Raw genomic sequence first — 21,396 nt, forward strand, 5'->3', positions numbered from 1 at the left:
ACCCCATGAGCTTTATCTTTCCTCCTGCCCCCACCCCCAGCGTCGCCATCGCCGGATCGACCGACCGCATCCCAGTGCGCCGTATCTTTTGTGTGGGGCGCAACTATGCTGCCCACGCTATTGAAATGGGCAAAGACCCCGACCGGGACCCTCCGTTCTTTTTTACCAAACCCGCCGACGCGATGGTCGAGGATGGCCAGACGATCCCCTATCCGCCCGAAACCGAAAATTTCCACTACGAGGCGGAATTGATCGCCGTCATCAGCACGGGCGGGCGCAACATCGCGCAAGCGGACGCTTTGGATCACGTTTGGGGCTATGCTGTCGGCAATGATCTGACCCGCCGCGACCTTCAGCTTGAGGCACGCGAAAAGGGCCGACCCTGGGACTGGGGCAAAGCCTTTGACCGCTCGGCGGTGATCGGGCCTGTCCATGCCGCAAGCGATGTGGGCCATCTGGCACAAGGGGCGATCAGGCTGACGGTGAATGGCCAGCCCCGCCAAGACGCCGATCTGGCCGAACTGATCTGGTCGGTGCCCGAGGTCGTTTCGATCATCTCGCAGTCCATCGAACTGCGGCCTGGCGATCTGATCATGACAGGTACCCCCGCTGGCGTCGGGCCGCTGCTGGAAGGCGATACATGTGTTGTCGAAATCGAAGGCCTGGGGCAGGTTACCACCCATATTGGCCCGCGCGCCTGATCCGAAAAAGGGAGAGAGACCATGACCAAAGAACCTGATCACGAGACGGTTGCCCACGGCATGCAACCCGAAGATACGCCTGCGCTTCGGGCGTTGTACAAGGGGTTCGAGGCGGAAAACCTGATCCCGCTTTGGAACCAGCTTGGCGATCTGATGCCGATGCACCCCAAGCCCAAGGCGGTGCCGCACATCTGGAAATGGTCGCGCATTCTACCGCTGGCCGAAGCGTCCGGTGAACTTGTCCCCGTGGGCCGTGGCGGCGAACGCCGCGCGCTTGGGCTGGCGAACCCCGGCCTTGGCGGCAACGCCTATGTCAGCCCGACCCTGTGGGCCGCGATCCAGTATCTGGGGCCAAAGGAAACCGCGCCCGAACACCGCCATTCCCAGAATGCCTTTCGGTTCGTGGTCGAAGGTGAAGGCGTCTGGACGGTGGTAAACGGCGATCCCGTGCGCATGTCGCGCGGTGACCTGTTGCTGACGCCGGGGTGGAACTTTCACGGGCATCACAATGTCACGGACAAGCCAATGGCATGGATCGACGGGCTGGACATCCCCTTCAGCCAGCATAATGACGTCGGCTTTTTCGAATTCGGCACCGAACATGTCACCGATTATGCCACCCCCAACTTCAGCCAGGGCGAACGGCTCTGGGCCAACCCCGGCCTGCGCCCGCTCTCAAGGCTCGAGGATACCGTGAGCAGCCCGCTGGGGGCGTATCGCTGGGAACACACCGACCGCGCCTTGACTGAACAGCTGCTGCTGGAAGACGAAGGCATTCCCGCCACCGTCGAACAAGGCCACGCCGCGATCCGATATGTGAACCCCACGACGGGCGGCGATGTGATGCCGACGATCCGCTGCCAGTTCCACCGCTTGCGTGCCGGCGCATCCAGCAAGACCCGCCGCGAGGTGGGATCATCAGTGTTTCAAGTGTTCGAAGGCAAAGGTTCGGTTGTACTGGACGGCGTAGAACATGCGCTCGACATCGGCGACATGTTCGTCGTGCCCTCGTGGATTTCATGGTCGCTGCAAGCCGAAACGCAATTCGATCTGTTCCGCTTTTCCGACGCGCCGATCATAGAACGGTTGAATTTCGGACGCACCATGGTGGTCGAGGAATGACAACCACAGACGCGGCCCTTGCAGCTTTTGTTGCGCGCCAAGGCAAGGGCGCGCGTTACGATGCGCAGGCGGCCCCGGCGGACGCACTGGCGATGGCCCGTAGGGGCACGGCCTATTTTGCCCGTCTTCTGAACGGGCTGGGCGATGCCGATCTTGACGCGCCATCGGCTCGCGCGGGGTGGTCACGACGCGCGGTGATTGCGCAGACCGGATACCATGCCCGCCACCTTGGGCTTTTCATCGCCGCCGCGCAGACTGGTACCGGCCGGGACCGGCCGCTGGCCCCCTCCCCGGCGGAAATAGCCTTGGGTGAAACCCTCCCGCCGCGCGCCTTGCGGCACCTGATCGAACACGCCAGCGTGCATCTGAACGTCGCATGGCGCGACATGACGGATGGGGATTGGGGGTTGACCTGCAACGGCATCGCCCTGCGCGATACGCCGGTGCTGCGTGCGCGGGTGCTTTGGCAGAACGCGCTGGACCTGAATGCCGGAGGACGCGTCAAAGACGTGCCCGACGACCTGCTTTAGAAAACGGCGGCGCGGGGTAAACCCTACGCCGCCGCCGTTATTCATCGCTCAAGGCCGCCATGATCTGATCATAAGCCTCACGCGCTTTGACGCGCATTTCGTCGTCGGTGGCATCCTGAATAGGATGCGGCACCAACACGTATCTTGCGCCTTCCATGCCTAGTGCCTTGCGCTGCGTTTCGGCGGCTTGGCCAAATGCGCTCGAGGCGACGGAAACGGACGGGATCCCCTGGATTTCAAACCAGACTGTATCGTGCATACTGCACGTGGTACATGATCCTCAATCCGCCAATGCCTCTATCATGAAATCGCATTCATCGCGGATTTGATGGCGCAATGCGTCGGGGCACGGCTTGGCGAAAGTCGGCTTGGTATAGCGGCGGATTTCAACGGCGGGCGCGCCTTCGGCTATCAAGCGGTCCAGTTCGTCCAGCAGGATATTGCCGCGCGGTTTGCTGATGTTCAGCAGCCCTACGACACCCTGGACCGATCCGGATCGTTCGGTAATCTGACGCACGACCGGGACGCGTTCATCCGTCGGGTCGAGAATTATTGTCATTCATGTCCTCCTCTGTAGGTGATGCTAGCCCAGATCGATCTTTCTGGAAACGGAAATTGATCCGACCGCCCCCGTGGCCCAGCCATGGAAGGCCGACGAAAACTTGCCGGCCTCGCCGCCGGCGACAACGATATGGATGTATTCCTTGCCTGCGAATTTCGGGGCAAGCTGCGCCAGCTTTTCCGGGCCCATCTTTTCGGCATCAGCCTGCGGTATGCCTGCACCGGAATGATCATCCTGGACCATTTCACTTAAGGGGCGCGACGTGACCTCTTGGATCCGGTCGCGCAGGCGGTCTTTGGAGTATTCGCCATCCACGGTCAGCGTATTGATATGTTCAGGGCACACGACCAGCAGCGCATCGACGGGCAAGTTGTGTAACTTGGGCATGAAGACCCCCTCTAGCCCCTGCCCCAATGACCCGGCAATCTGGTCGGGCTTGCGCGAGGTCTGGTCGACGATATGCACCGGGCCGCCGGTCATGGCAAAGACGGTCACGACGGACTCCTCCGCCTTGAATCCGCGTTCAACATGCAGCGGCTCCCACGGCGACACGGCCTCGTTTTCGGCAAAGCACATGGTGTATTTCATAGGGTTACCCAACACCGACCGTTCAACGCCCCCCGTCGTGGCCCCGCCAACATTGCGGATCACCAGACGCAGCGCGCGACCGATGGTGGCGTTGGCACGGTTGCCCGCGCCCATTGCGCCAAGGCCCGCATTCATCCCGATTTTCTCTATCACGGGGCCGTTCACGATCATGACCGTCGCGGCCCCCATCGTCGTGGCAGTCACCCCGTGAATGTTGAATTCATCCGTACAAACCGCCTCGACCGCAGCGATGACTACGGGCAGATATTCCGGCTTGCAGCCCGCCATCACCGCATTGATCGCGATCTTTTCAACGGTACCGACCCCCATGTTCGGCGGCACGGTCGCGATCACCTCTTGCGGATCGCGGTGGGTCCCCGCGAGCATCCGCATCACCCGTTCGGGCGTCGGCGGCACCAGCGGCAACCCGTCCGAGAACCCCTGATCGAACATGAACTCTGCCACGTCGTCACCGCTGGCAACCTCAACCTTGCGGGCGCGCAGAACGCTGCCGTCCGCTTCGGCGCGCAGCTTGTCGTAGATTTCGGGATCAAAGTGTTTTGACCCGCAACCCGGCCGCCATGCGGGCAGGCTGTCCCAGTCGATCTGGGCATTGGGTTGGCGCGTCTCGGTCGCAATCTGATCGGATAGCGCTTGCCAGTCGTCGCGCACGAAACCCTCGAATTTGGTGACGACCTTGCCGTCAGCATCAATCCAGAACACGGCAGGTACGATTTCGATGTCCCAATCAAAGGACGCCTTGCATCCCGCATCGGCCAGAACCGGCATACTCAGAACATGGCGTTGGGCAAAATCCGCGTTTTTGTCGCCGGACTGGCCCAGAACAATCATGTCGATGCCGCTGCCGTAGGCCTTGAACAGCCCCTCAAGAACAGGGCCCGCGATGTTGCAGGTCTCGCAATCTTCTTTCACGAAACAAACCAAAGCGGGGCCAGTGCCATCAAAGGCATGTGCCGTCCCGTCCAGATTATCCAGTGTGAAAGAACGCGCCTCGTCGATCATGTTCCACCCTCCCAAATATGCATTTGCATAGTGCAGGTGAACGCGGCGCAATGTCCAGCCGCTTGGCGGAGGTGGATGGGAATCGAACCCACCACACGCCTTTTCGGCGCGTCCATGGTTTTGAAGACCAGGGAAGCCACCAGACTCCAGTCACCTCCGAACCGGGCCAAACTAGCGTGGGGCGGGCCGGGGTAAAGACCTATTGCGCGGGCGGGGCCATTTGGCGGGTATCGTCGCTGCGGAAGGTGATGCCTTGGGCGTCGAAGTGTTCCAGCACCGGGACGATGAATTTGCGCGTCGTGGCCAGTGCTGCGCGGGCCTGACCGGTCGTGAAACGGGTTGCCGGCGGAAAGGCCGCCGTCAGGTCACGGGCGGCACGGGCAAGGGCATCAGCATGGAAAACCAGCCTTTGGTTCAGACCGACATTGACCATCGCGACGACACGCCCCGTGCCGGTCAACAAGGCCAAAAGATCGGCATCATCCGGCGCGTCAAGAACCGTGGCGATGTCGGGCGGTGTTACCGCGCCGTGCCTGATCCGGCCTTCCATATGGTCCAGCCGTGTGCGCTGCGCATCGGTCAGCAGCGCCCAGGGATCATGGGCGGCAAGGGCAATATGGTCATCCTGTCGGCGCAGCACGCCGTCGGCGATCAACCCGTTTTCCGCGTGTTTCAAGACCACCTCGGACACAGTGCGGTCTTGAACGACAGCCTGCGGTGCCCATTGCCTGACCGGCTGCGCCGCGTGAAAATCCGTAAGCCGCGCGCGCATCTCTCCCTGGACAGTTTCCAGCGCTTTGTCCTGAATGACCCATCCGCCTTCAACCACAGTGAACCCGGCAGGCAGGTCCGCCTGCACCATTTCTACGCTTTGCCGGCCGATGCGGACGATATCACTTATCCGCGCCGCACCCCGCCCCTTTTTGCACAGGGCCAAGATGATCTGACCTGCATCTTGCGCCCACCCCGCCTGCATCACCCCCAGATGGGCGGTATCGCCCGATTTCACGGGCAACGCCTGCGGGTCCAGAATGCTACACCCGCCCAAGGTGACAGCCGGTGACAGGCTGCGCAAAATAGCAGTCTGACCGGCAAAGGCCACGACGCGCTGCCCAAAGCGCAGTTGCGCAAATCCGGTGCCGCCCGGTGCTATCTGCCCGCCGCCCATCAACCGCACGGTCGCGACCGCATGCGCAGTGCCAAACAGCACGCGAATGTCCTGCATGTGCTTCAGGGGCCGCTTTGCGTCGGGCAGCAGCGACAGGCATACATCCAGACAATCGGACGGCGCAAACGCAGCAGCGCCACACAAGACATCGCCGCGTGCGATGCCGTCGACCGCGATACCCCGCAGGTTCACCGCGACGCGTTCACCGGGGGCGACCGCATCACACGCCTGCCCCCGAGACTGCAAACCACGGACCGCCACCGGTCTGGCCTCAGGGTGTAGCACCATGGGATCGTCCAGCGTCAACGCCCCGCCCAAAAGCGTGCCGGTGACCACGGTGCCCATGCCCGGCAGGCTGAACACACGGTCAATGGGCAAGAAAGCCGCCCCGGGCGACATGCCCTTTGGCAAGGTTTGCAGAACGGCGTCCAACTCTTTGGTCAGCGCCTCCATCCCGCCGGTTTGCAGCGCCGAACATGCGATCACAGGAACCCCGGCCAGACCAAGTTCCGTCAAGGCTGCAGCAATGGCATCAAGGCGATCAACCATGGCGCTGACCGGCACCAGATCGGCCTTGGTCACTGCGACAAGGGCGATCGGCACCCCCAAAAGCCCGGCAATCCGCAGGTGTTCAACGGTCTGCGGCGCAACGCCTTCGGCGGCCGACACGACCAGCATCGCACCGCTTGCGCCCGTGGCACCGCTGACCATGGCGCGGATGAAATCCTCATGCCCTGGCGCGTCGATCAGATCAAGCGTGCCCGAGGGCAAAACGCAATGAGCAAAGCCAAGGGTGATCGACAGGCCGCGTTGTTTTTCCTGGGCCAGACGGTCGGTTTCGATCCCCGTCAAGGCACGCACCAGCGCCGTCTTGCCGTGATCCACGTGACCGATGACGATCATGCAGGCGGTTGTCATGGGGCCGTCACCGCGTTGAATGCTGCCGCGATCCGGGGCAGGTCATCATCTGTCACCGTGCGCATGTCCAACAGCATCCGGCCTTGGTGTATCCGGCCAATGACCGGTGGATGCGCGTGGCGCAATGCCTTGGCCAGATCATCGGCCGGCAGATCAGGCACACTGACCGAAACCGCAAAACTGGCCAGATCCTGCTGCGGCATCGCCCCGCCCCCGACATAGGCCGCAGACGGCGCGACCGACACCTCGCAGCCCCCTTGATCGTGCAACATGCCCGCCAGCAGATCAGCGCGGGCTTGGACCGTCGGCAACGGTTCGGACAACATCCGCAAGACGGGGATGCGGGTCAGCGGATCGTTCGGCGCGCGGTACAGACGCAACGTCGCCTCAAGCGCGGCAAGCGAGAGTTTGTCGATGCGCAGGGCACGCAGCAAAGGATGCGCGCGCAGCTGCGCGATGATGTCGGCACGGCCCGCAATGATGCCCGCCTGTGGCCCGCCCAGCAGCTTGTCGCCCGAGAACATCACAAGATCGACGCCAGCTTTCAAGATATCCGCCACCACCGGTTCATCCGCCAGCCCGAATGGGGACAGGTCGATCAGAACGCCACTGCCCAAATCCTCGATCAGGATCAGATCACGATCCTTGGCCAGCTTGGCCAGATCCTCGCGCGCGGGCGAAGCCGTGAACCCCACGATCCGGAAATTGCTGGTGTGGCTTTTCAGCAGAACGGCCACGTCATCCTCAATGGCATCGGCATAGTCGCCAATCCGGGTCTTGTTGGTGGCTCCGACCTCTTTCAGCACCGCACCGCTTTGGGCAATGACATCGGGCAGGCGGAAGGAGCCGCCGATCTCGATCAACTCCCCCCGTGACGCGATGACCTTGCGCCCCATTGCAGTGCCCATCAGGCCAAGAACGACGGCGGCGGCGCAATTGTTGACGATCAGCGCGGCGTCGGCACCGGTCAATTCGCAAATCAGCGCCTCGGCGTGATCATACCGCGACCCGCGCTTGCCGGTCGTCAGGTTCAGTTCAAGGTTGGACGCCTGCGCGCCGACATCCTGCATCGCCGCCAAGGCTTCGGGGGCTAGGCGGGCGCGGCCCAGATTGGTGTGAATGATGATCCCCGTGGCATTGACCACTGCGCGCAAATTCGGTGCACGCGCCTTGAGGATCTGCGCGTGCAGCCCCTGTGCAAAGCGGTCACCTGCAAAATCGGGCAGTTCGGCAGCATGCCCCGCCAGGATATCGACGCGCAGTCGCGACAACAGGTCACGCAACGCGTCAATGACTTCTTGGCGACTGCACGCATCAATCACCTTGGCGATCGCGGGGCTGTGCAACAGGGTATCAACCTGTGGCAATTGTCTAAGCTGGCTGTTCACCTGTCGGCCCTTCCCCCCTGTGCCGCGCCAGTCTAATGGGCCACACAGGCGGGGCAAGGCCGATCGCACCCCGTCAAAAGGAAAGCCGCAGCAAGATCAGAACGACGCGATCCAGATGCCTGCAAACATAAGGATGCCGCCGAAATTCACCCAGAGATGCCATGTGGCATAGCGATACGGCATGGCCTTGCGGGCATAGAAAACCGTACCGATCACATAGCAGGCCGCGCCTGCGATGACACACCACAGCGCCGAGATATCGACGCTGGTCAAATGCGGCAGCGCCGCCATCCCCACGGCACCAAGGCCCAGATAAGAAGCCGTGGACCAGCGCGTTTTGACGGATTCGTTGGTGATCTTGTGCCAGATCGCCACCGCTGTCAGCACCCAGCTGACAACCAGCAACGCAAGCGTCCATGTGGTATTCGCCTGAACGAAAAACGGGGTGAACGTGCCGGAAATACTGGGGTAAATCGCGGCGTGATCAATGCGCCGCAACAGCGTGCGGTGACCGTGCCAGGCAGTAAAGTGATACGCAATAGACGCCAGGTTGGACCCAAGCGCACAGAGAACATAGACCACAACGGCAGCGATCAGCGCGGGTTCCAAGCTGTTCGCCGCATGAAAGATCAGCGCCGTACCGGCCGTCAGGATCAGCGCAAGCCCCAGAACATGCACGGCCAGATCGGCGCGGCGGTGGGCAAAATGCGGGCTGGGAAAGGTGATTGTGGTCATGGTCTTCTCTGCTAGATGGCGTTTGGCATGGGGCGCACCAAGGCTATTCGGCCAAGGCCTCCGTCACGGCCAGTTCGGCCATCTGCAAGACCGCGTCACGGCTGCTGGCCACGGCGATAAAGCGACCGTTGTGGCAGAACTTTGCGCCTTTCACGCCAGACGCGTCCTCAAGCGCGGTGTCCGTCAGGCCGGCCCATGCAGCGGGCAGATCGGCGCGGGTGTCAAAGGTGTCGTCGCCGGTGCGGATCGTGGTCAACGCCCAATCCGCGCCGCGCGGGTGAACGACGAAAAGCAGATGGTCGGCACCGGCATTCTCTACGCCCGCGCGAAAGGGCATGCCCATCGGAAGCTCAAGAACATGGCGATCCCCGGCAGCTGTGATAGCGGCCATGACCATCGCCTCGGCGCGGTTTTTGGCAGCTTTGCGGTTGATCTGCGCCTCGACGAAGGCGCGTGCAATGGGCAGCGCCGCGGCAAAAGCGCGGTCGTCAGCGCCGTCTTCGCGATCATCAAACACCGGCTTGAGCGTCTCAAGCAGCACGGGCAGCGTCAGTCCGGCGAACAACGGGCCTGCTTCGGAGGCGTTGATCGCGCCATTGTCGATCAGATCGACGGGCACTACGAAACCACGGTCAAATGACGTGTGGATCGCCTCGATGTCCTGATCCGGCACATCCATCGCGCGCAGGTAGTCGCGACCGTAATGCGCCCAGATCAGGCCGAACGCACTGAAGGGCTGGCCGTTTTCACGCAGCGGATTGGGCCGCTGGTGGTGATCGAATATCTGCAAGCCCGCATCGAACTGCCCCCCCAGATCATAGATGATCCGGTCTTGGGCAGGCGTGATCCAGTCCTTGTCACGGGTGCGCACAAGCTGCGCATCCGGAAAAAGGCGCGTCAGGATCACCGAGGACAAAAGTTCGTCCGCGTGAAATCCGCCGGAGTGGGTGACAAGGTGCTGGATGGTCATGGCAATGCCTTACATGAAACCGGCGGCCCGGTGACCGCCTTGGCGCAACCCGCAGGCCGCGCGCCAGTTGGGATCGCAAAAGGATGTGATCATAGCGCAAAGCAAATCCCCCGCCGCCGATTGGCCACGGGGGATTGAAGTTCCGCTAAAGCGAGTCGTGAATTATGCTTCGCGCTCAAGCTTTTTGCGTGCCAGCTTGCGTGCACGACGGATCGCTTCAGCCTTCTCGCGCGCTTTCTTCTCGGAAGGCTTCTCGAACTGTTCCTTGAGTTTCATCTCACGGAACACGCCTTCGCGCTGGAGCTTTTTCTTCAGAGCCCGGAGGGCTTGATCGACGTTGTTGTCGCGTACACTAACCTGCATGTGGTTTTCATCATCCTTCTGGGATAAATCTACAATCATTGAAATCAAGCCGCCGTTTATCAACTCAACTTTGCTTTGTCGAGTCTGCTTTTGCATCAAATGGCGCGAAGGCGTGATGCGCACCTGAAACGGCGCGAGGCGATGCCCCCTCTTCGACAAACGGACATGTCCTGCTCCAATCCCGGTGCCTTAAGGTATTTGGAACAGTTGGCCGCATGCGGTGTTGTCTCTTCGAACACACAAAACTCGGAGAGTTTGCATGACAGAGCTTACGACAGTTAATCCCGCAACGGACAAGCCGATTGCCGAATACCCCCTGATGGACAAGGAGACAGCATTCGAAAAAATCGAAAGCGCCCATGCCGCCTTCCTCGATTGGAGAGAGAAGACGCATGCCGAGCGCGCGCCTTATCTGAACGCAATCGCAAAGGCGCTGCGGGAAAACGTCGACGATCTGGCGCAACTCATGACACAAGAGACCGGCAAGCTGCTGCGCGACGGCAAGGGCGAAGTCGAGCTTTGCGCGCAGATTTTTGAATACACGGCAACGCAGGGGCCCGATCTGCTTGCTGATGAGGAACGCACCCATTCAGGAGGCAAGAAACGCGGGATTGTCGCGCATTGTCCCATCGGCGTGATCTACAGCATCCAGCCTTGGAACTTCCCCGTCTATCAGCCCGTGCGCGTTCTTGCCGCCAATCTGATGGCGGGCAATGCGGTCGTGCTGAAGCATGCCGAAATCTGTACGGGCACCGGGCTGATGCTCAAGGAGATTTGCGCCAAGGCGGGGTTGCCCGACGGGTTGTTCGAGGTGATCATCATCGATCACGACACGTCGGATGAAGTGATTGCACATGACCTTGTGCGCGGTGTCACCATGACGGGCAGCGACGGTGCCGGGCGCAAGATTGGCCAGACTGCCGCGAAACATCTGAAGAAATCCGTGCTCGAACTGGGGTCGAACGATGCATATCTCGTGCTTGAGGACGCGGATGTCGAACTGGCCGTGAAAACCTGTGTGCAGGGGCGGCTTTATAACAATGGTCAGACCTGCGTATCGGCGAAACGCTTCGTGGTGACGGACGCTGTCTATGATGCGTTCGTGGATGCCTTTGTCGCGCAGATGAAGACCATCAGGATGGGTGACCCTACTTCGGATGACACCCAGCTTGGGCCGCTGTCCAGCGAAGAACAATTTGCGACGATCAAGGAACAGGTAGAAAAAAGCGTCGCCAAAGGGGCCACCCTGCTGTGCGGCGGGGACCCTGATGACCGCACGGGCCAATACTACCCCGCGACCGTTCTGGCAGATTGTCAGCCGGGATCACCCGCCTATGACGATGAAATCTTTGGGCCCGTTGCCGCGATCATCAAGGCCAAGGACGATGCCGATGCCATGCGCATTGCCAATGACAGCCGCTACGGCCTGGGTGGAGGCATCTTTACCAAGGACGAAGACAAGGCGCTGAAGCTGGCCCGCGACCATTTCGATACGGGCATGGTCCGTCTTAATTCCTTCGGGACAGCCGATCCGAACATGCCGTTCGGCGGCGTGAAAGATTCCGGTTTCGGCCGTGAACACGGCGGATTTGGCATGAAAGAATTCGTCAACGCCAAGGCGATCTATCTGCCTTGAGCAGCATATCGTGATGATCAAGAGGCGGCAAAGCACTGGCCAGATAAGGGGCCGCTTTGCCGACCGCATTCTATTTTTGAAAGGATACGACCATGAAAGTACTTGTTGCAGGGGCGACCGGAAAAACCGGCTCCCGCCTGATGGAAACGCTCGTTGCGCGTGGTCATGACCCGATCGCCCTGGTGCGCGAAAGCTCAGACACCAGCAAACTTCCCGCGCAGGCCGAACAGCGCCTCGGGGACCTTGCGGATTTGCAAGACGGTGTGTGTGAAGGTTGCGACGCGGTGGTTTTCGCCGCGGGGTCCGGCGGGGATACCGGTGCCGACATGACCGACAAGATCGACCGTGACGGGGCGATGCGTCTGGTCGATCTCGCGGCGGATGCCGGTGTGCGCCGCTTTGTGATGCTAAGCAGTGTCGGTGCGGGTGACCCCGACCCTGAAAGCGATCTGGCGCATTATCTGCAGGCCAAACACGACGCGGACGAGCATCTGAAAAAGTCGGGGTTGGACTATGCCATCCTGCGTCCTGTCGCCCTGACGGACGATGACGGAACTGGCGACATGCTGTTCGGGGATGATGTCGATGTCACGGCCAAAGCAGCGCGCGGCGATGTGGCCACCGCCCTCGCGGATGCACTTGAAAGCGACGCGTGGACCGGCAAGGTAAAGCTGATGCAGTCGGCCTGAATCCGATGACATCACCAGCGACCAAGGGCCGTAGCACCTGACACCGGCCCTTGGTCGCCAGACTGCCAAACTTCACTTAACGTGATCTTCTGTCTCGAAACACTGCCTCAAGACAGCTGGCAACGCTTCGGGAAGATCCTCAGCGATCAGACCGGGGCCAAACTTTTCGGCACAGCGCAGATGAAGGTTCGCGCCCAGTGACGCAGCGTCGGACACATCAAACCCCTTGGCGATAAGGCCGGTGATGATGCCTGACAAAACGTCCCCCGACCCCGCTGTCGCCAGCCAGGCGGCATGTGCGAAACCCTGTGACGATACAACGCTATGATCGCCGTTTGGCTGTGCAACAATCGTGTCGGTACCCTTGAAAAGCACGGTGCACTTCATCGTTTGCGCAGCACTCACTGCCAGCGATACGCGGCAGGTCGTTCGGGCAAATACATCGGGGATCAGACGGCGCAGTTCACCCTCGTGCGGGGTCATGACCACCTGCGGATGCATCACGGCCTTGATCGGCTCGGGGTCTTGCGCGATCAGTGTTATGGCATCGGCATCAAGGCAAAGCGGGATGCCAAGGGACAGAATATCCAGCAGTTTTCCATGGCTTTCCCAATCCAGTCCAAGGTTCGGACCAATGCAGACCGCCGATGCCCGCAACGTCGACAGCCCATCGGCAAATCCATCATCATCGGGGTAGGCTTTGACCATGATGGCATCCAGACGCGCAGCATTTTCACCTTTGCAGGCGTCCAGGCAGAAAACGCTGACCAGCCCTGCCCCGACGCGAAGCGCACCGCGCGCAGCCAACCTTGCGGCCCCGCTTTGCCCCGGCGGGCCCGATACCACGACCGCGTGGCCGTAATCGTATTTATGCCTGTCACCGGATTTCATCAGTCGCTTCAGGTGGTCCCGCGTGATCCTGAATTCGGATTCCCGTTCGTCGGGTTGTGTCATGCTGAACCTCACAGGTTGTTTCATGTCCGCCAAGCCCGGTTTGACATGGACCAGACACCGTTCCATCACTATCCTTGATCTGCAAGGCCAGAGCAACTGCGGTCCCCTTGGCCGATGGGTCAAATCGCGTTTTGGCGGCCGACCCCAATATTGGAAATACCCGTGACGACACGACTGCCGAACGACCGCAAAGCAAACCTGATTGGCAGCCTCTGGATGGTCGCGGCGATGGCTGTCTTTGCCAGCGAGGATGCGTTCATCAAGGCTGCTTCGGTCATGCTGCCCGTCGGCCAAATTCTGGTGATCTTCGGCATGGGGGGCGCACTGATTTTTGCAGGTCTGGCACGGTTGAACGCTCAACCCTTGTTCGTGAAAGACGTGGTGTCACGCCCGATGCGCTTTCGGATCCTGTTCGAGATCGTCGGCCGCCTGTTCTACGTCCTGGCCATTGCCGTGATCCCGTTATCGGCAGCGACCGTGATCTTGCAGGCGACGCCGCTTGTCGTTGTGGCGGGTGCCGCGCTGGTGTTCGGTGAAAAGGTGGGATGGCGCAGATGGACGGCGATCATCATTGGGCTGATCGGCGTTATCATCATCATACGACCGGGCACCGATAGCTTTTCGATGCTGTCCGTTCTGGCGGTGATCGGCATGATCGGATTTGCAGGGCGCGATCTGGCCAGCCGCGCCGCACCTGCAACGCTCAGCACGTGGCTGCTTGGGTTATACGGCTTTATCGCGGTTGTCATCGCGGGCGTGGCCTATTCCATCTGGCAAGGACAGGCGTATGTGCGCCCGAGCGTCGAAATCTCCCTTTACCTGCTGCTGTCGGTGCTTGCCGGCGTGGGGGCCTATTCCTGCCTGATGAAGGCGATGCGCACCGGCGACGTTTCGGCGGTGACACCGTTCAGATACACCCGGCTCTTGTTTGGCATCGCCTTTGGCGTCGCCCTGTTTGGCGAGGAACTCAGCATTCCCATGCTTGCGGGATCCGGCCTGATCGTCATTTCCGGGCTGTTCATCCTCTGGCGGGGGAAGGCAATAGAGGCCCCCCCGCCACACGATGCGGCATTGTTAAAGTAGGACGAGATGATTGTCCCATGCCTGCTTTGCCCGCGACCCGGATTGCAGGTTTTGCCCGCGCAGCCCGCTGAGCAACCCTGTCCCGGATGTCAGCGTGAACCCCGTTTCATGTGTTGCGACGCCGCACACGTCCTCCAGATCAAGGCTGGCCTTGAGGCGCATGTTTTCGGCGTCGTAGACATGCAGCACGCTGCCACGCGGTGACGTCGCCGCGATGGATTTGCCGTCTTTCGAAAACGCGATGCTGCCGATATAGCCGTCCAGCCTGCGCGCATCCTCGGCGGGCGCATCCAACAAGACCGGCGCAGCGCCTCTTTTGTGCACCCCGACCAGCGACGCTACGGGCGTATCGCCCTGCCATTGCATCCCGAACGCCACATCGCCCGTGGGCGCGACGTCCAGATGCCGGATCGAATTCATATGCAGGTCCGCAGGCAGACTGGTGGTTTCCGTGATGCGACCGTTTTCGGCATAGGACAGGTTGGGCTGCATCGTCGCGATGTTCAGCTTGGCCCGCCCCGACCCCGGATGCGTGTCGATGCCGCCATTCGCAATCACTAACGTGTCGGAACCGGGAAGCCGCTTGATGTCATGCGGACCGACACCGCCACTGTCGAATTCACCGGTGCGTTTATAACCGGCAGCCACGTCCCAGACCCCGACAACGCCCCGCCCCGCCTCAAAGTCATTTTCGGTCGTGAACAGCCAGGCACCGTCGGCGGAAAACGCCCCGTGCCCGTAGAAATGGCGGCCTTCCGGCGCGTCCAGCGTTGCCTTGGGGGTTCCCGTGGCGCAGTTGATCACCATTGCGACAGTGCCGGGGCGGCGGGCGAACGCCACCGCTTCGGGCCGCGCGGGGTGGCCTGCTGCCGCATGGCCCCGCACGGGCAACGGGATTTCAAACAGCACGTCTAAGGCGGCGCTGATCCCGCACAAGACATATGCCCCATCCGGTTTTGCCGCCGCCGACAGATATGCCGGAGAGCCGACATCGGCCCAAGTGGGCGCAGGCACCAGCCCCGCCGCCAAAAGCCCGCCCAGAAAACGGCGGCGTCCGGGTTTCATACTGTCCATGTCAATCCCCATCCAAAGCGTTGAAGCCCGCCGCGACACCCAGTGTCGGCCCCAGATCCTCGCGCACCGTGGCGCGGATGGCGTCGATGGACTGCTGCACAACCTCGACCCTCAGGCGGCTTTGCGGATCGTCGACACCGGCAAAGACCGGATCGTTCAACGCAGCCAGTTGGTCCAGTGCCTTCTGGAAATCGCCGCCCAGTTCGGCGACCAGATCAGGTTTGCCCATGGCCAGACGCAACGCGAGGTCCCTCAGCGCGATCAGGCTTAGTTCCACATGGCGCGCAGACCGGCCCGCGCGCCAGCTTTCCGCCCGCGATGCACGCGGGTGGTCAAACGTCCCCAACGGGCGGCCCATGCGCACGTCCGACGTAAACTCCAGCCCCGCAGTCTCTGCCTTGAACAGCTCTTTCAGGACTTCTTCGTGTGAATGGTACGTACCGTCCGGAGCGGGGGCAATCAGGCGATCGGCGTAGAAAGACTGCCAGTCGTTCAATATCGCCGCGCTGTTCGCCGCGATATCGCCAGCAACAGTCTGGACCAGCGTGCAGTGATAGGCCGGATCACCGGCAGTGCTTAATGTCTCGTCATACAGCAGGTATTCCATGGCATAAAATCCCCGCGCCGCGATGGACATTTCGGCATAACTTTCGGGGCTTTGCGCTATCTTGTCTTCATCCGCGATCAATGCGGCCAGCGCACGGGGCGTTGCACCGCGACTGTCGGGCCAGAACGCCAGTGCGAAAGCGCGGTTGTCGGTTTCCGTCGGTCCAAAGCGCAGATGGCTGGCTGCGATCCAGGCATCGAAAGCGTCGCCATAGGACGCGCGCAGGGTTTCGGATGCCGGATCGCAGTCGTCCAGCGCCACGTCACGCAGCCGTTGGGCCATGGTGTCCAGCGTGCCGAACTGCACCAGAATGTGATCATTGACGACATCCGTGATAATGTCCTGCGGTGTTTCGGCACCGGCAGCCATAGGCAGGGCCATCAGTGCCGCACGAAGGATGAAACGTCTCATAAGCTCTCCAGATAGGCGATCAGGGCCTCCCGATCCGCGGTAGGAAGTTGGATCACGGCATCGCGCTGCGCTTTGGCTTCGCCGCCGTGCCACAGTACGGCCTCCAACAGCGATCGGGCGCGCCCGTCATGCAGAAAATATGTGTGCCCGCTGACCTGGCCTGTCAACCCGATACCCCACAGCGGCGGCGTGCGCCATTCGCTGCCCGTTGCACGGGCTTCGGGGCGGTTGTCGGCCAGCGCAGGCCCCATGTCATGGAGCAACAGGTCGGTAAAGGGCCAGATCAGCTGGAAACTCTGTTCGGGTCGGTCTTGCAGTCGCTGGGTCACGAAACTGGGGGTGTGACAGGCCGTGCAGCCGGTTTGATAGAACAGCTTTTTGCCGCGCAGGACCTGTGGGTCATCGACATTCCGACGTGCCGGAACACCCAGGTTGCGGCTGTAGAAGGTGACCAGATCAAGCCCCTTTTCATCAACCTCGAACACACGGTCATCGCCGTCACCGTGCTGGGCTGCCTGACAGTCGGCCTGAAGGTCCGTGCATTCGCCGGCACCTGCAGTAAAGATGGGATTGGAAATGCCGATATCCCCGACAAAGGCAGAGGCGGATTGTTCCAGGATGGTGGGATTGCCCGCCTTCATCCCGAAACGCCCCAGCATGGGCTGCGCATGAACCTGCGACCAGACGATGTTGGGCCGTCCCGATATCCCGTCGCCGTCGGCGTCGTCGGGGTCGGCACCGGCAAGGATATCGGCGCTGGAAATGGCTTCCAACAGGCCCAGTCCGATCATCTGCGGCGCGACGCGCGGGCTAAGCATCGCGTCGGGGTGCAACGGGCCGTACCCCAGATCGGCAGCGGTATAGGTTGGCTGTCTCAGCGATACGGTTTGCCCGTCGGCAAGGGCGATCTTCGTTTCCGTATAGCTGATTTCAAGCCGGTATTCAGAGGCATGGCCCGGCACGGCAAAATCCTGCAATTGCGTACCATAGGTCGGATCGGGGCGGGTCCCGATGTAATCCTTGATCTGCGCCATTGCATCATCCACCGTGCCCGGGATCGAGATACGCAGGAACATCGAGATGGCGTTGTCATCGGGGCCTTCGGGCGGATGGCCGCGCCCGTCCTTGATGTGGCAGCGCTGGCAGGACCGCGCATTGTAAAGCGGCCCCAGCCCGTCAGAAGCCAGCGTCGATGAAGGGGATGACACCCAAAGCTTGCGAAACAGGCCGTTGCCCACCTTGAAGGTCAACTCGTCCTCGAAGGTGATGTTGCCCGAGGGCTGAGAGAAGGCATCGGCCGTCTTGCGGGCGCGTACCGTCGCGGCCCCAGCCGGCTTTTCCTCGAACTTCTGGGGCGCGCTGAAATCCGTGGTCGGCGCGGTAACCGCAGCAATCCGTTCCGCTTCCTTTGCTGACCGGGGGATCACGTTCAGATGTGGATCACCCAGATTGAAACCGGGGTCCTGCGCATTGGCGGCGGTGGTGAACACCAACGCCAATGCGATAAGGCTGCTACTTTTCATCCATGTTCGATGCATTTTGCCGCCCATTTTTTGTCCACGCCGTCTTACCACTTGATCGCTTTCTTCAACCATAAAGTCGATCGCACCTTATCCACGGATCACCGCCCCCTCAACCAAGGCGGTTTCCGTGGTAGGCTGGCAGTAGCGGCGCTGTATCATCATCCCGTTAGAACGACACCACAACGGCCAGGCCGACAGCGGTGGATTTCTCGTCCCCGACATCGAAACGTGCCACGCCAAAGTTGACCTCGATACTTTCCGTCACGGCGCGGTCCACGCCAAATGCGATCACGCTGTCGGTGCCTGCTGCGGTATCAACCGTGGTGGCAGTCGTGGAAAACGTCCAATCGCCCAGCGCATAAGCACCGCCCAACGTCGCATAGGTCGCGTTTGCGTCAGTGCCGCCCGCGCCGTCAAAATGCGCGACCTCTGCAATCATGTCGAACCCGTTGCCGAAATCATGGGTCGCGCCAACGACGACACCCGTTTCATCTGATGCATCCCCCTCGCCCGCCGACTGGTGGCGCGCGCCGACCCAGCCGGTCGTAGCGCCAAATTCCTGCGTGTACTGGATTGCAAAGTTGTTCAGCTTGCCCGTGTTGCCGACACCCCCTGCGGCAACCGAATTGCGCCCGCGTTTATTGCCGATGCTGTCGCTCAGAAAGCTGTCATCGACGTAGAACGCCGCAAATGACAAAATGCCCCCCGTGGTGCCCGCGGGCGTGTCCACGGTGACACCGATCATTTCGCTCAACTCGTAATCTTCGACCAGTGACGTGCCGTAGAATCCCGGCGCGGCATCCCAAGCGACTGCGAACACCGGGCTAAGCTTGCCCACCGACATCACCGTTTCGCCAAAGGCGAACCGCAGTCCCAGTTCGCTAATGTACAGCCCCAGATCATCAAAGGTGCGATCATCTGCGGCGTCCGTTACGGATTCGAGCGTCAGTCCACCAAAGGCGCTGATGCGGTCCGTCAACGCCGCGCTGAAAGCAGCCTCAAAGCTGAGGTAGGTATCTGTCACCTCGGATGCTGGGTCACTGGCATTGACCGTGCTGTCAACGCCGACCTCAAGGCTGCCGCCCCAGGCAAAGCCTGCGTCCTGAGCGTGAAGTGCGGTGCCGCCAGCCAGCACGAGGCCGTAAAGCCCCGCGGTAAGTATCGTCTTTTTCATCTATGGGTGTCCCGGTTCAGATGTGGATCAACGTGGCTGGCGACGTGCTGGCGGGTTGGTTTATTGGAAAACGGCGTTCGGATCATCAAGGCTGTTCGACCCTTCAAACGCGATCTGATCAAGACCAAGCGTCGTGACGACACGTTCGATGGAGCGGGTTTGGTCGATCAGGGCATCAACGCCGCCCATGATGAGCGCCTCACCGCCCGCATCCCCGCGCGCCAGCATCTGGTCATAGGCGAAACCTGCCTCGGCTGCGGTCTTGATCCGGCCAAGCGCCATCATGGTCTTGCTCAGCTTGGCTTGCATTTCCGTGTTAAGGTCGGCGTCTGTCTCGGCGACCATATCGGCAAGGGATGGGCCCGACACCATGGTACCGTCGATGCGGACATATTCGCCCAGATACGCGCTTTGGATGCCAAGCCCGTCATAATAGTGGCTGTTGTGCGTGTTGTCGGAAAAGCAATCGTGCTCTTCTTCGGGGTCGTTCAGCATCAGGCCAAGGCGCATCCTTTCGCCCGCCTGTTCGCCGTAGGACAAGGACCCCATACCAGTAAGAATGGCTGCCAGACCTGCATTGGTGTCTTGCGTCAGTTCTGCGCGCGCAGCGCCGTCGTCGGCCCATTGCGCCGTCATCCACGTCAGGTCAGACACCAGCAGGTCGGTCGCAGCGGTCAGGTATGCGCCCCGGCGATCGCAGTTGGCGTTCGTGCACGCGTCACCCTTAGCGTAATCCGTCCAAGGGCGGTTGCCTGCGCCATCGCCGTGCCCGTTCAGGTCCTGCCCCCACAGCAGGAATTCAATGGCATGGTACCCAGTGGCCACGTTCGCTTCTATCCCGTCGGCTTCGTGCAGGGTGTCGGACAGAAAGGCAGGCGTGATGGTCGAGGCGTCAATTTCCGTGCCAGACAACGTAAAGGTCGGGCTGCTGATCACGTTCAGTCCGGCCAGTTCGTTTTCATCCGACGGCCCGCCATAGGACGCATCGACATAGTCGATCAGGCCTTCATCAAGGGGCCATGAATTCACCTTGCCTTCCCAGTCATCCACGATCGGATTGCCGAAACGGTACACCTCGGTCTGCTGATACGGCACGCGGGCTGCCAACCATGCCGAACGGGCCGCGGTCAGCGTATCGGCAGAGGGATCGGAAACCAGTGCGGCCACGGCAGTCTGAAGCCGCTGTGCGGTGATCAGGCTGTCCTCGTATTTTGCGGCGGCGATGTCTGCATAGGTGCCAAGCACTTCGGCTTTTTCAAGGGCTGCAGCCGGGGACGCGAGCGCCAGCAAGGCAAGAGGTGTCAAAAGATGAATACGTATCATGGAGGATCCCTTTAGTGAAATGTGGTGGGGGTTGTGTCCAGACCGGCGATGTTTCGCGGCCTGCAAAGGTGCATCCGCTTCAGCGCCAGCCCGAATTCGGCGGCGCAGGATGCGATCAAGGGGGCCACGTCCGGCCGAACCAGCAAGGTGGCGATCAACAAGGCGTCCTCCCGCTCTCCCTCGGCTGCGGTGGCGATGAAGTTGGCAAAGCAGGATTCGTCCGCGCCAAGGCATTTGCACTGCACAGCATGGCGCATCAGCGGGCGGCGGCCATAGCTGGCACACAGATCGCACAGCCGTTCGAACGACTGCATCGCCTTGCGCCCCCGAACAGCGCCAAGCCCTGCGACGAAGTCATCCAGCACCTTGGCTTGCGCGTCTGCGCCATCGGACCAAAGCCGCAGACACATAACGGAGGTCGCTTCGATCGCCGTCAGCTCCGTGAGCAAGCCGACAGGTGCGCCGCCGCGTTTTTCCGCTGCGTTGGTCATTTGGTCAGAATCAATTTGCCGGCCCGCGTGATCCGCAGGGTGTAGGTTTGATCGTTCAGCACGATCTGCGCAAGATCGCCGCCGCCGGTCAGATCGCTGGCCGCGTAGGTGGGCAAGTGGTCTGCGGGGGCACGTTGCGCCGGTACGGAATGAAAGCTCATGCCGTCACCCCGCCTTGCACTTGCGCAAGGTCACGCGTCCACGCCAGCGCCTTTTGCGTCCCGGTCAGTTGAACGACCTGACCGTCGGCGTGCGGTTTTGAATGGGGTGCAGAATGATGCATTTCGAAGTCCTCACATGGCTCGCGTATCGGGCGTCCCCAGTTTCAGACCCGGGGTGGCTTGACATGATGCATTCCTGAGT

At 61.2% G+C, this 21,396-nt stretch carries 22 protein-coding genes and 1 tRNA gene; 6 read left to right on the forward strand and 17 right to left on the reverse strand.

Features of this window, described 5'->3' with window-relative positions; all coding sequences use genetic code 11:
- Nucleotides 1-5 precede the first annotated feature (5 nt).
- Genes RGAI101_RS10185 through RGAI101_RS10195 form a run of 3 tightly spaced genes read left to right on the forward strand, consistent with a single transcriptional unit; the run spans nt 6 to nt 2,353 of the window.
- Nucleotides 6-701, forward strand: a complete 696-nt coding sequence (locus tag RGAI101_RS10185) for a fumarylacetoacetate hydrolase family protein (RefSeq protein ID WP_008225611.1) — start codon at nt 6-8, stop codon at nt 699-701.
- A 21-nt stretch (nt 702-722) separates the two neighbouring features.
- Entirely contained in the window at nt 723-1,823 is a 1,101-nt protein-coding gene (locus RGAI101_RS10190) for a cupin domain-containing protein (RefSeq protein ID WP_008227553.1), read from the forward strand.
- A complete protein-coding gene (locus tag RGAI101_RS10195; protein WP_008227120.1) occupies nt 1,820-2,353 on the forward strand; it encodes a maleylpyruvate isomerase N-terminal domain-containing protein in 534 nt (177 codons plus the stop codon). Before RGAI101_RS10190 ends, RGAI101_RS10195 begins: the two co-directional genes overlap by 4 nt.
- A 37-nt stretch (nt 2,354-2,390) precedes the next feature.
- On the opposite strand, the gene RGAI101_RS22570 is transcribed toward RGAI101_RS10195, so the two are convergent.
- The 8 genes from RGAI101_RS22570 to rpsU form a co-directional block, all read right to left on the reverse strand.
- Nucleotides 2,391-2,912: a UGSC family (seleno)protein gene (locus RGAI101_RS22570; protein WP_255296096.1), complete on the reverse strand. Its 522-nt coding sequence runs from the start codon at nt 2,910-2,912 to the stop codon at nt 2,391-2,393.
- 24 nt (nt 2,913-2,936) lie between these two features.
- Nucleotides 2,937-4,526 (reverse strand): TlpA family protein disulfide reductase, encoded by a 1,590-nt coding sequence (locus RGAI101_RS10210; RefSeq protein WP_008227755.1) that lies wholly within the window; start codon nt 4,524-4,526, stop codon nt 2,937-2,939.
- Nucleotides 4,527-4,589: 63 nt separating this feature from the next.
- Nucleotides 4,590-4,684: transfer RNA gene (locus RGAI101_RS10215), tRNA-Sec, on the reverse strand.
- Nucleotides 4,685-4,725: 41 nt separating this feature from the next.
- Nucleotides 4,726-6,612, reverse strand: a complete 1,887-nt coding sequence (gene selB / locus RGAI101_RS10220) for a selenocysteine-specific translation elongation factor (RefSeq protein ID WP_008225306.1) — start codon at nt 6,610-6,612, stop codon at nt 4,726-4,728.
- Entirely contained in the window at nt 6,609-8,000 is a 1,392-nt protein-coding gene (gene selA, locus RGAI101_RS10225; RefSeq protein WP_008228269.1) for an L-seryl-tRNA(Sec) selenium transferase, read from the reverse strand. The genes selB and selA overlap by 4 nt, the downstream gene beginning before the upstream one ends.
- A 96-nt stretch (nt 8,001-8,096) precedes the next feature.
- Nucleotides 8,097-8,735 carry a PAQR family membrane homeostasis protein TrhA gene (trhA, locus tag RGAI101_RS10230; protein WP_008227960.1) on the reverse strand — a complete coding sequence of 213 codons (639 nt, stop codon included), beginning with the start codon at nt 8,733-8,735 and terminating at the stop codon, nt 8,097-8,099.
- Nucleotides 8,736-8,778: 43 nt separating this feature from the next.
- Nucleotides 8,779-9,705: an MYG1 family protein gene (locus RGAI101_RS10235; protein ID WP_008226604.1), complete on the reverse strand. Its 927-nt coding sequence runs from the start codon at nt 9,703-9,705 to the stop codon at nt 8,779-8,781.
- Nucleotides 9,706-9,867: 162 nt separating this feature from the next.
- A complete protein-coding gene (gene rpsU / locus RGAI101_RS10240) occupies nt 9,868-10,068 on the reverse strand; it encodes a 30S ribosomal protein S21 (RefSeq protein WP_008225136.1) in 201 nt (66 codons plus the stop codon).
- Between the two features lie 259 nt (nt 10,069-10,327).
- Here rpsU and RGAI101_RS10245 point away from each other — a divergent pair, with 259 nt between their 5' ends.
- Together RGAI101_RS10245 and RGAI101_RS10250 are read left to right on the forward strand one after the other, a co-directional pair.
- On the forward strand, nt 10,328-11,704 hold the full coding sequence (locus RGAI101_RS10245) for an NAD-dependent succinate-semialdehyde dehydrogenase (protein WP_008228219.1): 1,377 nt from the start codon (nt 10,328-10,330) through the stop codon (nt 11,702-11,704).
- A 92-nt stretch (nt 11,705-11,796) separates the two neighbouring features.
- Complete coding sequence (locus RGAI101_RS10250) at nt 11,797-12,393, forward strand: SDR family oxidoreductase (protein WP_008229138.1); 597 nt, start codon at nt 11,797-11,799, stop codon at nt 12,391-12,393.
- Between the two features lie 72 nt (nt 12,394-12,465).
- Here the strand turns inward: RGAI101_RS10250 and RGAI101_RS10255 are convergent, their stop codons facing one another.
- Nucleotides 12,466-13,347 (reverse strand): NAD(P)H-hydrate dehydratase, encoded by an 882-nt coding sequence (locus RGAI101_RS10255; protein ID WP_083792079.1) that lies wholly within the window; start codon nt 13,345-13,347, stop codon nt 12,466-12,468.
- 216 nt (nt 13,348-13,563) lie between these two features.
- Between RGAI101_RS10255 and RGAI101_RS10260 the strand changes: the two genes are divergently transcribed.
- Complete coding sequence (locus tag RGAI101_RS10260; RefSeq protein WP_083792080.1) at nt 13,564-14,430, forward strand: DMT family transporter; 867 nt, start codon at nt 13,564-13,566, stop codon at nt 14,428-14,430.
- On the opposite strand, the gene RGAI101_RS10265 is transcribed toward RGAI101_RS10260, so the two are convergent.
- The 8 genes from RGAI101_RS10265 to RGAI101_RS22575 form a co-directional block, all read right to left on the reverse strand.
- A complete protein-coding gene (locus tag RGAI101_RS10265) occupies nt 14,422-15,504 on the reverse strand; it encodes a DUF1513 domain-containing protein (RefSeq protein WP_008225231.1) in 1,083 nt (360 codons plus the stop codon). The two genes, RGAI101_RS10260 and RGAI101_RS10265, sit on opposite strands and share 9 nt — an antisense overlap.
- A gap of 1 nt (nt 15,505) precedes the next feature.
- Entirely contained in the window at nt 15,506-16,522 is a 1,017-nt protein-coding gene (locus RGAI101_RS10270) for an imelysin family protein (protein ID WP_037227949.1), read from the reverse strand.
- Nucleotides 16,519-18,045, reverse strand: coding sequence for a di-heme oxidoreductase family protein (locus RGAI101_RS10275; protein WP_037227951.1), 1,527 nt, complete (start codon nt 18,043-18,045; stop codon nt 16,519-16,521). Before RGAI101_RS10275 ends, RGAI101_RS10270 begins: the two co-directional genes overlap by 4 nt.
- Nucleotides 18,046-18,211: 166 nt before the next feature.
- Entirely contained in the window at nt 18,212-19,219 is a 1,008-nt protein-coding gene (locus tag RGAI101_RS10280) for a hypothetical protein (RefSeq protein WP_008225247.1), read from the reverse strand.
- A gap of 60 nt (nt 19,220-19,279) precedes the next feature.
- Nucleotides 19,280-20,542 carry an imelysin family protein gene (locus RGAI101_RS10285; RefSeq protein ID WP_008228175.1) on the reverse strand — a complete coding sequence of 421 codons (1,263 nt, stop codon included), beginning with the start codon at nt 20,540-20,542 and terminating at the stop codon, nt 19,280-19,282.
- 11 nt (nt 20,543-20,553) lie between these two features.
- Complete coding sequence (locus tag RGAI101_RS10290; protein WP_008227916.1) at nt 20,554-21,033, reverse strand: hypothetical protein; 480 nt, start codon at nt 21,031-21,033, stop codon at nt 20,554-20,556.
- Entirely contained in the window at nt 21,030-21,194 is a 165-nt protein-coding gene (gene hemP, locus RGAI101_RS21555; RefSeq protein ID WP_083792042.1) for a hemin uptake protein HemP, read from the reverse strand. Before hemP ends, RGAI101_RS10290 begins: the two co-directional genes overlap by 4 nt.
- Nucleotides 21,191-21,316, reverse strand: a complete 126-nt coding sequence (locus tag RGAI101_RS22575) for a hypothetical protein (RefSeq protein ID WP_302621179.1) — start codon at nt 21,314-21,316, stop codon at nt 21,191-21,193. Before RGAI101_RS22575 ends, hemP begins: the two co-directional genes overlap by 4 nt.
- Nucleotides 21,317-21,396 lie beyond the last annotated feature (80 nt).

It is taken from the genome of Roseobacter sp. GAI101 (assembly GCF_000156335.1).
Classification (GTDB): domain Bacteria; phylum Pseudomonadota; class Alphaproteobacteria; order Rhodobacterales; family Rhodobacteraceae; genus Sulfitobacter.

Coding starts and splice junctions, on each gene's coding strand:
- RGAI101_RS10185 (WP_008225611.1), top strand. CDS start 6: ATGAGCTTTATCTTTCCTCCTGCCCCCACCCCCAGCGTCGCCATCGCC.
- RGAI101_RS10190 (WP_008227553.1), top strand. CDS start 723: ATGACCAAAGAACCTGATCACGAGACGGTTGCCCACGGCATGCAACCC.
- RGAI101_RS10195 (WP_008227120.1), top strand. CDS start 1,820: ATGACAACCACAGACGCGGCCCTTGCAGCTTTTGTTGCGCGCCAAGGC.
- RGAI101_RS10210 (WP_008227755.1), bottom strand. CDS start 4,526: ATGATCGACGAGGCGCGTTCTTTCACACTGGATAATCTGGACGGGACG.
- selB (WP_008225306.1), bottom strand. CDS start 6,612: ATGACAACCGCCTGCATGATCGTCATCGGTCACGTGGATCACGGCAAG.
- trhA (WP_008227960.1), bottom strand. CDS start 8,735: ATGACCACAATCACCTTTCCCAGCCCGCATTTTGCCCACCGCCGCGCC.
- RGAI101_RS10235 (WP_008226604.1), bottom strand. CDS start 9,705: ATGACCATCCAGCACCTTGTCACCCACTCCGGCGGATTTCACGCGGAC.
- rpsU (WP_008225136.1), bottom strand. CDS start 10,068: ATGCAGGTTAGTGTACGCGACAACAACGTCGATCAAGCCCTCCGGGCT.
- RGAI101_RS10245 (WP_008228219.1), top strand. CDS start 10,328: ATGACAGAGCTTACGACAGTTAATCCCGCAACGGACAAGCCGATTGCC.
- RGAI101_RS10250 (WP_008229138.1), top strand. CDS start 11,797: ATGAAAGTACTTGTTGCAGGGGCGACCGGAAAAACCGGCTCCCGCCTG.
- RGAI101_RS10255 (WP_083792079.1), bottom strand. CDS start 13,347: ATGACACAACCCGACGAACGGGAATCCGAATTCAGGATCACGCGGGAC.
- RGAI101_RS10260 (WP_083792080.1), top strand. CDS start 13,564: ATGGTCGCGGCGATGGCTGTCTTTGCCAGCGAGGATGCGTTCATCAAG.
- RGAI101_RS10265 (WP_008225231.1), bottom strand. CDS start 15,504: ATGGACAGTATGAAACCCGGACGCCGCCGTTTTCTGGGCGGGCTTTTG.
- RGAI101_RS10270 (WP_037227949.1), bottom strand. CDS start 16,522: ATGAGACGTTTCATCCTTCGTGCGGCACTGATGGCCCTGCCTATGGCT.
- RGAI101_RS10275 (WP_037227951.1), bottom strand. CDS start 18,045: ATGAAAAGTAGCAGCCTTATCGCATTGGCGTTGGTGTTCACCACCGCC.
- RGAI101_RS10280 (WP_008225247.1), bottom strand. CDS start 19,219: ATGAAAAAGACGATACTTACCGCGGGGCTTTACGGCCTCGTGCTGGCT.
- RGAI101_RS10285 (WP_008228175.1), bottom strand. CDS start 20,542: ATGATACGTATTCATCTTTTGACACCTCTTGCCTTGCTGGCGCTCGCG.
- RGAI101_RS10290 (WP_008227916.1), bottom strand. CDS start 21,033: ATGACCAACGCAGCGGAAAAACGCGGCGGCGCACCTGTCGGCTTGCTC.
- hemP (WP_083792042.1), bottom strand. CDS start 21,194: ATGAGCTTTCATTCCGTACCGGCGCAACGTGCCCCCGCAGACCACTTG.
- RGAI101_RS22575 (WP_302621179.1), bottom strand. CDS start 21,316: ATGCATCATTCTGCACCCCATTCAAAACCGCACGCCGACGGTCAGGTC.